General features: G+C 32.9%; 17 protein-coding genes. All 17 read right to left on the bottom strand.

Translation table 11 applies throughout. The annotated features are described in order from the left end of the window. Position 1 precedes the first annotated feature (1 nt). The gene (gene dprA, locus EQM13_RS08370; RefSeq protein ID WP_114217811.1) at positions 2–1,102 is read right to left on the bottom strand and encodes a DNA-processing protein DprA; all 1,101 of its coding nucleotides are present in this window, start codon (positions 1,100–1,102) and stop codon (positions 2–4) included. A 12-nt stretch (positions 1,103–1,114) separates the two neighbouring features. After that, the gene (locus EQM13_RS08365; protein ID WP_114217812.1) at positions 1,115–2,647 is read right to left on the bottom strand and encodes a YifB family Mg chelatase-like AAA ATPase; all 1,533 of its coding nucleotides are present in this window, start codon (positions 2,645–2,647) and stop codon (positions 1,115–1,117) included. 66 nt (positions 2,648–2,713) lie between these two features. Continuing rightward, entirely contained in the window at positions 2,714–3,064 is a 351-nt protein-coding gene (locus EQM13_RS08360; protein WP_114217813.1) for a YraN family protein, read from the bottom strand. Further along, a complete protein-coding gene (locus tag EQM13_RS08355) occupies positions 3,057–3,332 on the bottom strand; it encodes an EscU/YscU/HrcU family type III secretion system export apparatus switch protein (protein WP_128752436.1) in 276 nt (91 codons plus the stop codon). Before EQM13_RS08355 ends, EQM13_RS08360 begins: the two co-directional genes overlap by 8 nt. Positions 3,333–3,335: 3 nt before the next feature. Beyond that, the gene (locus EQM13_RS08350) at positions 3,336–4,907 is read right to left on the bottom strand and encodes a hypothetical protein (RefSeq protein WP_114217815.1); all 1,572 of its coding nucleotides are present in this window, start codon (positions 4,905–4,907) and stop codon (positions 3,336–3,338) included. A gap of 14 nt (positions 4,908–4,921) precedes the next feature. Further along, positions 4,922–5,530 (bottom strand): ribonuclease HII, encoded by a 609-nt coding sequence (locus EQM13_RS08345; protein WP_114217816.1) that lies wholly within the window; start codon positions 5,528–5,530, stop codon positions 4,922–4,924. 2 nt (positions 5,531–5,532) lie between these two features. Continuing rightward, complete coding sequence (gene ylqF / locus EQM13_RS08340; protein WP_071138786.1) at positions 5,533–6,390, bottom strand: ribosome biogenesis GTPase YlqF; 858 nt, start codon at positions 6,388–6,390, stop codon at positions 5,533–5,535. Between the two features lie 68 nt (positions 6,391–6,458). Further along, entirely contained in the window at positions 6,459–6,809 is a 351-nt protein-coding gene (gene rplS, locus EQM13_RS08335) for a 50S ribosomal protein L19 (RefSeq protein ID WP_071138787.1), read from the bottom strand. A gap of 121 nt (positions 6,810–6,930) precedes the next feature. Further along, a complete protein-coding gene (locus tag EQM13_RS08330) occupies positions 6,931–7,041 on the bottom strand; it encodes an ABC transporter ATP-binding protein/permease (RefSeq protein WP_128752435.1) in 111 nt (36 codons plus the stop codon). Positions 7,042–7,107: 66 nt separating this feature from the next. Further along, complete coding sequence (gene trmD / locus EQM13_RS08325; protein ID WP_114217818.1) at positions 7,108–7,836, bottom strand: tRNA (guanosine(37)-N1)-methyltransferase TrmD; 729 nt, start codon at positions 7,834–7,836, stop codon at positions 7,108–7,110. Next, entirely contained in the window at positions 7,833–8,336 is a 504-nt protein-coding gene (gene rimM / locus EQM13_RS08320; RefSeq protein ID WP_114217819.1) for a ribosome maturation factor RimM, read from the bottom strand. The genes trmD and rimM overlap by 4 nt, the downstream gene beginning before the upstream one ends. 50 nt (positions 8,337–8,386) lie before the next feature. Continuing rightward, positions 8,387–8,617 carry a KH domain-containing protein gene (locus EQM13_RS08315; protein ID WP_071138792.1) on the bottom strand — a complete coding sequence of 77 codons (231 nt, stop codon included), beginning with the start codon at positions 8,615–8,617 and terminating at the stop codon, positions 8,387–8,389. Between the two features lie 19 nt (positions 8,618–8,636). After that, positions 8,637–8,933, bottom strand: a complete 297-nt coding sequence (rpsP, locus tag EQM13_RS08310; RefSeq protein ID WP_071138793.1) for a 30S ribosomal protein S16 — start codon at positions 8,931–8,933, stop codon at positions 8,637–8,639. A 33-nt stretch (positions 8,934–8,966) separates the two neighbouring features. Beyond that, positions 8,967–10,316: a signal recognition particle protein gene (ffh, locus tag EQM13_RS08305; RefSeq protein ID WP_128752434.1), complete on the bottom strand. Its 1,350-nt coding sequence runs from the start codon at positions 10,314–10,316 to the stop codon at positions 8,967–8,969. A gap of 11 nt (positions 10,317–10,327) precedes the next feature. Continuing rightward, entirely contained in the window at positions 10,328–10,693 is a 366-nt protein-coding gene (gene ylxM / locus EQM13_RS08300) for a YlxM family DNA-binding protein (protein WP_128752433.1), read from the bottom strand. Positions 10,694–10,867: 174 nt separating this feature from the next. Beyond that, positions 10,868–11,359, bottom strand: coding sequence for a hypothetical protein (locus tag EQM13_RS08295; protein WP_128752432.1), 492 nt, complete (start codon positions 11,357–11,359; stop codon positions 10,868–10,870). A gap of 189 nt (positions 11,360–11,548) precedes the next feature. After that, a complete protein-coding gene (gene ftsY, locus EQM13_RS08290) occupies positions 11,549–12,538 on the bottom strand; it encodes a signal recognition particle-docking protein FtsY (RefSeq protein WP_114218777.1) in 990 nt (329 codons plus the stop codon). Between the last annotated feature and the right edge of the window lie 3 nt (positions 12,539–12,541).

Here is a 12,541-nt window from a genome sequence, read left to right as displayed (position 1 = left end):
TCTATGATAATGTGAAAATCTTTCCTCCTAATTCTCTTATCATTCCCTTTAATTGCAGTGCAGTAAGGACACTGTTAACAGTAGAAATATCCAATCCTGTCATATATACTATATCATTACAATAAACTGGTTTTTCAACTATACATTTTAAAATTTTTGCTTCATTCTCCTCAAGCTTTGAAAAATCTATTTCTCCTTTTTTGGATACCTTTATAACTTTTTCTTTAAGCTCCGATATTTCTTCCAATATGTCATCAATGTCCATTACAATTTTTGCTCCATCTTTAATCAACCTGTTAGTTCCTCTGCTAAAAATGCTGTTGATATTTCCGGGAACCGCAAATACTTCTCTTCCCTGATCTGCCGCAAAGTTAGCCGTAATTAAGGAACCGCTCCTTTCACCAGCTTCAACTATTATTACTCCCAAAGATAGACCGCTGATTATTCTGTTCCTCTGGGGAAAATTATGAGAGAAAGGTTTAGTATCTATGGGGAACTCGGAGATTACCGCTCCCGAATTTTCTATTTCATAAAAAAGTTTTTCATTATTCTTGGGATATATTTCATTAATTCCGGAACCGAGAACCGCTATGGTTCTTCCTCCTTCCTTTAAGGCTCCCTTATGAGCCTCCGTATCTATCCCTCTTGCCAATCCGCTGACTATTGTCACTCCAATTTTTGCTAACTCTCCGGAAATTTTTTCACTTACCCATTTTCCATAGGAAGTAGCTTTTCTTGAGCCGACTATAGCTAAAGACAAATGATCTTCATCTTTAAATTTTCCTTTAGTATATATTAAAACAGGACTGTCATCAATGTTTCTTAACCTTTTCGGATAGTCTTCATCTAAGACAGTTATTATTTCCACATCTAATTTTTTTATTTTATCCAAAATTTTTTCCAAATAATCTTCATTTCTGTAAGAAATCAATTTGTTCTTAATTTCATATTTTAACCCTTCCATATTCATTATTTCTTTTGCAGGCGCAGTCCATAACAACGTTATATCTTTAAAATATTCAATCAAGTACTCAATTGTCTTATTCTTCATGTACAAACTATTCAACCAGACTAAAATATCCTTGTGGGAAAAATTTTTCATATATTCATCCCCTTACCTCCAGTATTTTTGTTCCAAATTTCTATACTGAATAGCCTCCAATATATGATTATCCTCTATAAATTCCTTTCCGTCCAAGTCAGCAATAGTTCTCGAAACTTTCAATATCTTATTATAACTTCTGGCACTAAATTTAAATTTTTTAAATGCTTCTTTAATTATATTTTCAGCCTTTTTGTCTAAAAGGCAATATTTCTTTATATTCTTAGGAGATAACATGGAATTACTATAAATCTTTTCATCTTTATACCTTTTGACTTGACGTTCTCTTGCAATATTCACTCTCTCCCTTATTATCAACGAAGATTCTTCTTTTCCTTTCCCAATTAAATCCTTATATTTAACGGGAAGCACTTCCACATGAATATCTATTCTATCAAGCAGCGGACTGCTTATCCTATTTAAATACCTGTCAATACTTATCCGGCTGCAATTACAGGGGTGATATGGATCTCCGTAATGACCGCAGGGACACAAGTTCATAGCACCTATAAGCATAAACTGGGCAGGATATGTAAGAGTCGCATTTGCTCTTGAAATCGTTACTACTCCATCCTCCATTGGTTGCCGAAGTACTTCCAATACGTTCTTGTGAAACTCGGGCAATTCATCTAAAAACAAAACTCCGTGATGGGCCAATGATATCTCTCCCGGTTTAGGTATTCTGCCTCCTCCAATTAAAGAAACCGGTGACGCAGTATGATGAGGTGCCCTGAAAGGCCTTTTCATTAATAACGAATTATCCTTCAGCAGTCCTGCCACACTATAAATCTTGGTAACTTCTATAGCTTCGTCAAAAGATAATTTCGGTAAAATCCCGGGAAGTCTTTTAGCTGCCATAGTTTTACCCGAACCGGGAGGCCCGATTATAAGAATATTATGTGCTCCCGCCGCAGCTACCTCCAATGCCCTCTTAAGCCCTTCTTGGCCCTTAATATCGCTAAAGTCTTCATCAAATTCATCTTCATTGTGAAAAAGTTCTTCCCTTTTCTTTTTATAGGGCACTATGGCTTTTTCGTTATTTAAAAATTCAACTGTATCCTTTAGGCTTTTAACGGGAAAAACATTGATATCATTTATCAAAGAACATTCGTCCCTGTTGCCGTAAGGCAGAACTACATTTTTTATCCCCATCTCTCTTAAGGAAATAATCATTGGAAGGGCTCCTTCAATTTTATTAACTATTCCTTCTAATGTCAACTCCCCTATAAAAGCAGTATGTTTATGATTGTCAAATTCCTTAATTATTTCCATAGCCTTAAGTATCCCCACTGCTATAGCCAGATCCAATTGAGAACCTTCTTTTTTCAATACTGCTGGAGCCAAATTAATCGTTATTCTGCTTAAAGGAAATACATATCCGGAATTTTTTATAGCGGTCCGGACTCTTTCCTTAGATTCTTTTATCGATGTATCGGGAAGACCGACTATATTGAATAGGGGAAGTCCCCTTGACAAATCAGCTTCCACTTCTACGATGTATCCTGAAAGCCCTTGAAGAACACATGTGTTTGTTTTTGAGTACATAATTCTTTCCCCTTTATATTTTTATTCCCCGGGTTATAAGTAATATTATGTATTTTTCGCTATTCTCTAATAGAAAACATTTTTTATATGGTTTATTCTGTCATTTTCGTTAAAATATACTTCAATTATATCAAATCGCATTTGATAATTCGTCAAATTTTTTATCCTCATATAATGCAAAGATGTATTTATAATTTTGTTTCTCTTATGAGAATTAACCGCCTCATAAGGATATCCATAATTACAGTTGCTTCGAGATTTAACTTCAATAAAAATAATTACATCATCCTTTATCGCAATTAAATCAATTTCTCCCGTTTTTACGGAAAAATTTCTTTCAATTATTTCATACCCCTCTGAAATGAGATAATTGCATGCTAAATCTTCTCCCCTTTTCCCTTTTTTTACATTATTCATGACTTTCTCCTCTATACATGTTTAAATTATATATATAAGCAATTATCTCAGCTACAGCCTCATATAACTCCTGAGGAATTTCCATTCCCATTTCCAATTTCATCAGACTGTCCGCTACATCTTCATCTTCATATATTTCCACTTTATTTTCTTTAGCTGTTTCAATAATCTTTTCAGCAATATGTCCTCTTCCCTTGGCAACAACTATAGGGACTGAATTATCCTTATTATATTTTAAAGCTACAGCGCTTTTTCTTTTCTCTTTCATATTCTACACCTTTAAATCTATATAGAAAAAAGGTTTGTCATTGACAATTAATTTCTTAAATAAATTTGAATTTCCCTCTGAAGTGTAAGTAATATTATTTATCTTAAAACCTTTTTCCATAAGTTTATTTTTTAAATATTCTTCATTTTCCTTAAATAAATAATAATAGTCATCATCTATATTAAAATTCACATCCATAGTTCTGTTCATAACAAAACAATACACCTTAACGTTTCCTATATTGCTCATATTAAGATTTATAAAAATAGTTATATTCTTTAAATTACTCTTTTTTTCTTTCCCTTTTTTTGACAAAAAAGATATCATACCCAATCTTTCATCTTTTGAATACAACGGTATATAATAAAAGCTTATTTTGTCATTCAATTCATTTAAGAAACTTATCTTGTCATTCAGTTCTTTTATTATTTCCTCTTTTTCTTCCATGCCTATATTACTTTTTAAATATTTATGGTTTACCAACTCAATTTTATAATTCAGTTCCTCATAATAATTTTTTATTTCATCTCCATCAAGTTTCGCTATATTAAGGCCCAGCTTTTTTAATTCATTATATAAGGAAATGTCAATTTTTTCAACAGATTTTAAGAAATTTTCTGAAAAAAGCCTTTCACCCTGCTCTATCTTCATTATAAATTCAATGTTTCTTAAGGAAGGAATTATATTATGTTTTACCATAAATGCTATTTGTTTTATAAAATTTGAATCTATATTTCTATCTTCAAAAAAAGATTTTATCTTATTTTCAATAAATAAACTTTTCCCATTTTCTTCAATTCCTTCATCATTAACTTCATCATTAATAAGGGAATTGTTATCCTTGTTCGTCGCCATATCTTCTCTACTATCATTTTTCACTGTCAATATTTTGCTCTTTATATCCTCTTTATCAATAAGAACATTTTCACGGGATAAATTTCTGCTGTATGCAGAAAATACGTTTTTTTCTCCTGTCGGACTATCATTTTTAAATTCAGAATAATTCTCAATTTTCTCTTCTTTATCATCCGATGGCTCATCTCTGATAACTACAAAATTTCTTATATCTTCCTCAAAATCATCATTCCCGTCATTAACATTTATGATATTTTCATTCTCTTTTAAGTTTAATATTTTATAAACCCTATCAAGAATTTTAATTCCCTTCTGAAGAGTATTTTCATTTATAGGCACATCATATTCCGACAAGGCTTTTAAAAATTCCATAGAAATATAATCTTCTTCGATATTATATTCTTTGAGTATAGATTTAAGATAATTTTCTTCTTCCTTAAATAACGAAGGTCCTATATTTTGTTCATCTTCCTTATATAAAGGAGTAATGACAACAGTGTCTCCATTAATTTCTTTAACATAATAATCCATTTTGCTGTTTTTAAACTGAGACATATCCATAAGTGATTTTGTTACAACTTGTCCATATTTTTCAATATTTAGTATTACCTTATCACCAATTATGTCAACAATGTCTCCTTGGATGATATCTCCTTCTTTGATCAAATTATTAAATTTTAACAAATTCCTGTCAACAGGCAAATTAAATTCAATTTTCATATTGCGTATCCCCATTAAATAATATTTTTCAAAAATGTCATTCTATGAATGGGAGAAGGGCCAATTTTTTTTATTGCTTCCCTGTGTTCCTTTGTTCCGTATCCTTTATTTTGGGCTATATTATATCCCTTATACTCCTTGTCCCATTTTAAGCATTCCATATCCCTATATACCTTAGCCACAATAGATGCACAAGCAATGCCATAGCATTTATCATCACCCTTTATTATACCCTTCTGATCAATGGGTAAATCAATGTTTTCCGCATCGATAAGTATATAATCGGGAATAACGGTTCTATCATCCTTCCCTTTCAAATTAAGTACCGCTTGTTTCATAGCAAGCCGAGTAGCTTGTTTTATATTGATTTCATCAATTACGTGACAATCTGCTCTTCCAATACCTACGGCTACGGCTCTGTCTAAGATCTTAGGATACAGTTCTTCTCTTTTTTTAGCCGACAGCTTCTTCGAATCCCTAATTCCTTCTATAAGGGGACCTTCCTTAGGCATAATAATGGCACACGCTATTACGTCTCCTGCAAGGCATCCCCTTCCTACTTCATCAATACAGGCAATATTTTTAAATCCTTTATTTGTCAATTCCTCTTCAAACGGAATCATACTTATCCCTCCAAATCTTCCGGCATTTCCAATGTAACTCTGCCAATACGTCCCTTTCTGAAATCGTCAAGTACCATATTACATACCTTCTCATAATCGATTTCTTCTCCCCGCAATATGCATCCCCTTTTATAAGCAATACTGTTAAGTATATCTATGGAAGAAACATTTTCTATATCTACTTCATACCGCTCTTTCAGCAATTGAGGATATAATCTTTTAAGGCTCTCAATTAACTTTAAGGCGAGAGTTTGAACATCCAGTACTTCATCCTTTATTGCACCTGTAAAAGCTAAATTTAATGATGTATTTTCATCCTCAAACTTAGGCCATAATATTCCCGGAGTATCTAAAAGTTCCATATTATCCTTAATTTTTATCCATTGATTTCCCTTGGTTACACCTGGCCTATTTCCGGTCTTCGTCCCCTTTCTTCCCGAAATAGTATTAATCAAAGTAGATTTTCCTACATTAGGTATTCCCAAGACCATAACCCGTATAGGCTTATTTTTTATACCTTTTTTCTGTAAATTTTTTCTTTTTTCTTCAGTAATCTCATAGGACAACTTTATCAATTCGTTCAGTCCTCTATTATTCATTAAATCCATGAATACAATAGGAAATCCGCTCTTTTTAAAATAATTCTTCCATTTTCTATTTCCTTCTTCACTACTTAAATCACTTTTATTAAATATGGTTATCTTAGGTTTATTTCCTATTATGGAATCTATATCCGGGTTTTTACTGCTTAAAGGTATTCTTCCATCTAAGAGCTCATATATAATATCTACCAAAGTTAAATTTTTTTTAATAGATTCTTTTGTTTTTTTCATATGACCTGGATACCAATTTATATTCATAAAATCACCCACTGTTTTATACTATTTATCTTAATAAACAAATATTGGGACTATCCAGTCCCAATACATTAATAATTCGTCTTCTCTCTAACTTTAGCAGCCTTTCCTTGCCTGCCTCTTAAGTAATATAATTTAGCCCTTCTTACTTTACCTTTTCTCGTAACCACAATCTTCTCAATTCTGGGAGAATGTAAAGGGAACGTTCTCTCAACTCCAACACCATAAGATATTCTTCTTACAGTGAAAGTCTCTCTCGAACTTCCGCCCTGTCTCTTGATAACAATACCTTCAAATACCTGAATTCTTTCACGATTACCTTCTTTTATCTTATAATGAACCTGAACGGTATCTCCTACGCTAAATGCGGGGATATCCTTTTTAATTTGTTCTTCTTCTATCATTTTAATTATATTATTCATAATCATACCCTCCCTTCTCCATAGATGTTCTTACATATTATGCAGAGGACCATCCGTAATTCAAAATACGAAGTGTATTATAGCATATAAACAATGAAATTGCAAATATTTTATTATAAACCTATTGTGTATTTTTACCATTAAACTGAGAATAAAATAATTCATAATATCTGCCCTTATTGGTCATGATGGATTCGTGAGTTCCCATTTCAACAATTTCTCCGTTATACAATACTATAATCTCCCATAAATTTATTCCTCCCTCCATATTAAATATAATTATTTCTTGAAATCATTCCTATGGCTCTTTTTTCCTAATTTCATCCAACATATTCTTTTCTTCTTCCGTTAATTCCTTTTTTAATAATAAATCTTTTCTCTTTTTATATGTGATTTTTAACGATTCATATTTTCTCCACTTATTTATTTTTTCGTGATCTCCCGAGAGAAGTATTTCCGGAACTTCCAATTCCTTAAATTCCCGGGGCCTTGTATACTGGGGGTATTCCAACAAACCGTTAAAATGAGATTCATCTTCAAAGGACTCGGAAGAACTTAATGCTCCGGGAAGAAGTCTTGTAACAGAATCTATTACAACCATAGCGGGAATTTCCCCTCCCGTAAGAACATAGTCTCCTATGGATATTTCCATATCTATATAATTTTCCACTATCCTGTTGTCTATGCCTTCATAATGTCCGCATAAGAGTATCAGGTGATCTTCTTCAGATAAGGAATTGGCAATCTTTTGATTATAAAGTTCTCCCTTGGGAGAAAGATATATTACCTTTGAGTTCCCATCTCTTACACTTTCGATGGCTTCGTATATAGGTTCAACCTGCATAATCATCCCCGGCCCTCCTCCAAAGGAATAATCATCAACTCTTTTGTGCTTATCCGTTGAAAAATCTCTTATATTTATGCAATTTAATTGAATGATGCCTTTCTCCGCAGCCCTTCCGATTATGCTCCAATCATTAAATCTTTCAAATAATTCTGGAAATAACGTCAAAACATCGATTTTCATTCTATCATTCCCTCCATAGGCTTAATAATGATCCTTTTATTCTTAATATCTACAGCCTTTACCACATCCTTTATGGCGGGAATTAAATATTCCTTATCCGAATCTTTATCTTTGACTACATAAACATCATTACTGCTTAGTTGAAGAACATCCTTCACTTTTCCTATTATATTTTGAAAATTGTCATATACGTCACAGCCGATTATTTCATATATAAAATAATGGCCCTCGGGAAGTTCCACTCTATTCTTTTCATCTATATAAATATACTCATTTTTATATTTGATTACATCATTAATATTATCATACTCTTTAAATTTTAATATAGGTATTCCCTTTTTATATGATACGGATGATATGTGAAGTTTAAGTTTTGCCTCGCCTACATAGATTTCCTTTAATTCTTCAAATCTTTCCACATAATCTGTCAAAGGGTATACTCTTACCTCCCCTTTTATCCCATGGGTATTGATTATTTTCCCAATCTGTATCCATTCCATATTCTCACCACCTCAAAGGTATAAAAGGGATTAGATTTTATCTAACCCCTTTATTGTATGATTTCAACTACTACTCTCTTGTTTTCTTTAATTGCGGCAGCCTTGACAACCGTTCTTATTGCTTTTGCTATTCTGCCCTGCTTTCCTATTACTTTCCCCATATCTTCCGGAGCTACTTTCAATTCAATAATTACCGATTGAGTTCCCTCAATTTCGTTTACTTCAACTTCCTCAGGATTATCAACAAGAGCCTTTGCTATCATTTCTACCAATTCACCCACTTAATTCACCTCCCGGGAATTATTCTTCACTGCCTTCATTCTTCTTTTCTTCTTCTTTTTCTTCTTGAGATCTGGAATATAATCCGCTTTCTTTAAAAAGTTTGTTTACAGTTTCCGTTGGTTTTGCGCCGGTACTCATCCATTTTAAAGCCTTTTCATCGTTTACTTTCACAGTCTTAGGATTTGTTAACGGATTATAATAACCGATTTCTTCTATAAATCTTCCGTCCCTGGAAAAACGAGAATCAGCCACAACAATTCTATAGAAAGGATTCTTTTTAGCTCCAGTTCTTCTTAATCTTATCTTAACTGACATTTTTTCACCTCCTTTTAATGTACTGCTCATTTATCACATAAATGGAAATCTTCTCTTTTTCATTCCTCCGCCTTTTTTAAACATCTTCCCCATATCCGTAAATCTCTTCATCATCTTCTTTGTTTCCTTAAATTGCTTCAAAAGTTTATTTACTTCCTGAATATTAGTACCGCTTCCCACGGATATTCTCTTTTTTCTGCCGCTATCAATAATCGACGGATCTTGCCTCTCCTTTTTAGTCATTGACTGTATAATTGCTTTTATTTTGACTAATTCTTTTTCATTCACATCTACATTCTTTAACGCCTTTGAATTAAGTCCCGGTATCATTCCCACAATCTGATCAAGAGGTCCTAAATTTTTCATCTGATCCAACTGATCCAGAAAATCATCCAAAGTAAATTGCTGAGTTCTGAGTTTTTCTTCAAGTTCCATTGCCTTTTGTGCATCTATGGCAGATTGAGCTTTTTCAATTAAAGTCAATACATCGCCCATTCCCAATATTCTTGAAGCCATTCTGTCAGGATGAAAAGGTTCCAAATCCTCCAATTTTTCACCCATGGCAACAAATTTAATAGGTTTATTTGTTACGGCTCTTATGGAAAGAGCAGCTCCGCCTCTTGCATCCCCATCGAGTTTTGTAAGTATTACTCCCGTAATTCCAAGTTTCTCATCAAAAGTTTCAGCTACATTTACTGCGTCCTGACCGGTCATGGAATCAACAACCAGCAATACCTCCTCAGGGTTTAAAACATTTTTTATATTTTCAAGCTCAGCCATCAAATCTTCATCAATATGAAGCCTTCCTGCCGTATCAATAATAATAACATCGTTGCCGTTTTTCTTTCCATGCTCTAAAGCAGCCTTGGCAATATCAACAGGATTTATTTTATCTCCCATGGAAAATACGGGGACCTGCGCTTTCTCTCCTACTACCTCCAATTGCTTGATGGCAGCCGGTCTGTATATATCACAGGCAACCAGCAAAGGACGTCTATTCTGTTTTTTAAAAGACATGCTCAACTTTGCCGCAGTTGTAGTTTTCCCTGCACCCTGAAGTCCACACATAAGTATTATAGTAGGAGGTGATGACGAAAAATTAATTTTACTTTCTCTCTCACCCATCAGTTTAGTAAGTTCATCATTTACAATTTTAACTACCTGCTGTCCGGGAGTTAAACTATTCATCACTTCCGAGCCGACAGCTCTCTTTTTCACATCATTTATGAAATTTTTTACAACCTTAAAGTTTACATCTGCTTCAAGAAGGGCCAACTTTACTTCTCGCATAGCTAAATCCACATCTTTTTCATTAAGCTTTCCCTTACCTTTAAGCTTACTCAAAGCATTTTGTAATTTTTCGGACAAACTTTCAAATGCCATTGTCTACCCTCCTATCCTTCTTCTATTATCTCTTGGGAAATTTTTTGGATATACTGCAATTTACTATTAATCTCACTCAATTTCTTTTTCTCCATTAACATCATAATATCATTGGTAAGATTCAGTATAATTTTGACTTTCTCGTTAGTGTCCTTGAATTTCTTAACCAACCCTAATTTATCTTCATATTGAACAAGACGATTTTCTGCTCTTTTTAAAATATCATAAACTCCCTGGCGGCTTATATTTATCTCTTCTCCGATTTCAGCTAAAGAAAAATTGTTTATATAATACAAATCTATAACTCTGTATTGCTTTTCACTTAAAAGCTTTCCGTAAAAATCAAACAATATTCCCATTTCAACCAATTTTTCCATAATAATCATCACCATAAAATAATTACTGTCAAGTTATAAACTTGACAGTAATTATTTTAATATATAATTTCTTCTTTGTCAACATACCGAGCAAAAAATTATATTTATCGCTAAGATTTAGATCAACTAATGCATTGAGGAAAAACCTAACATGAACAAAAAAATTTTATCCATTTAGTGAAACATCAATCTGACTTTTCCATATAAGATTTTCACAATATAACATATCAAAACTATAGCCGTTACTTCACAAACCGATAGGAGCTGTGTCGTTAAATTCCCGATAGGAGCTGAAAAAACAGCCGAAAGTATATAACTTATAAGAACAGCAAAAAGTAAATAAACAGAATTAACTATTAAAAATTGCTTTATCTCAGTTGAATCAAATTTCTTCATTATAAGCCTTAACAAACAAAATAAGCTGACAAATAAAATCAAATATACTACAGCATTATTAATTTTCTGTATATTCTCCCTCATTGCAAATTCCATCGGATAAGTTTCTTTAATTGTGAAAAGCGAATCGGTTCCTAAGGAAGAAAATAAATTCCCCAATTTAAAACTGTATGTTTCCAAAACTATATATGCTAAGTTAAGTAAAGAGATAATCAGTAAATAAAATTTGAAAAACTTATTGATTTTTAAACCAAAAAATCGGCATTCCATAAATAACCCCTCCTTTGTTTCCCTATAACAATAATACCATGAATTTCAAAAAAATTCATGGTATTATTATAAATATTTTTATAACGAATAGGAAAGTTCTCTCTTATAAGTATTGATTAAAAAGAACTTTCCGTAAATGAGTTTCAAGAAAAGCTTCCTTATAATTCTTCGATAAAAGCTTTTCTTATATTAATCAAAAATAGCATCAACAAAATCATCGGTATTAAATTTTTGAAGATCCTCGATTCCCTCTCCTACTCCTATAAGCTTAACGGGCACATTTAATTCTGTTTGGAGGGCAATAACCACTCCTCCTTTTGCCGTTCCGTCCAATTTTGTCAATACTATTCCCGAAATATTACATACTTCCTGAAATTCTTTGGCTTGAATTAACGCATTTTGTCCGGTCGTTGCATCCACCACTAAAAGTACTTCTCTTCTGGCATCTCCGTATTCTCTTTCAACAACTCTGAATATTTTATTCAGCTCATTCATAAGGTTTTTCTTATTATGAAGTCTTCCTGCCGTGTCACATATCAGTACATCTGTTTTTCTTGCTTTGGCTGCTTGGATTCCGTCGAATATTACTGCTGCCGGGTCTGAATTTTCCTGATGGGCAATCATGTCGACTCCGGCTCTTTTGCTCCATTCCCCCAATTGTTCGATTGCCGCCGCCCTAAAGGTGTCTCCCGCCGCTATAAGTACCCTTTTGCCTTCTTCTCTCAAATTATATGCAAGTTTTCCAATGGTTGTTGTCTTTCCCACCCCATTTACCCCTACAACTAAAACAATTGCCGGAGAAGGTTCAATATTTAATTCCCTGTCTTTTTCTTTTTCATTTAATATATCCTTTATTTCATTTTTAAGCAATTCTTTTACTTCGATAGCTTCCGTTACTTTATTTTCCTTTACCTTTGTTTTCAGCCTTTCGATAATATCCATAGTTGTATTAATCCCTACATCGCTTGTTACCAAAATCTCTTCCAATTCATCAAAAAGGCCGTTGTCAATCTTGCCGTAAGATTTCAATATACTGTCAATTTTTTCGGCCATTCCCTTTCTGGTTTTCTCTAACCCTTCTTTCAGCTTCGACAAAAATCCTTCTTTATTTTCATCGGTATCTTTTTCTTTTCCCTCTATATCTTCTTCATTGCTTTTCTTTTTGAAAATATTAAACATTCT

Origin of the sequence: Acidilutibacter cellobiosedens, from assembly GCF_004103715.1 — a bacterium.
GTDB lineage: Bacteria > Bacillota > Clostridia > Tissierellales > Acidilutibacteraceae > Acidilutibacter > Acidilutibacter cellobiosedens.
Note: the sequence above shows the minus strand (reverse complement) of the source record. Positions and strands in the feature narration are given on the sequence as shown.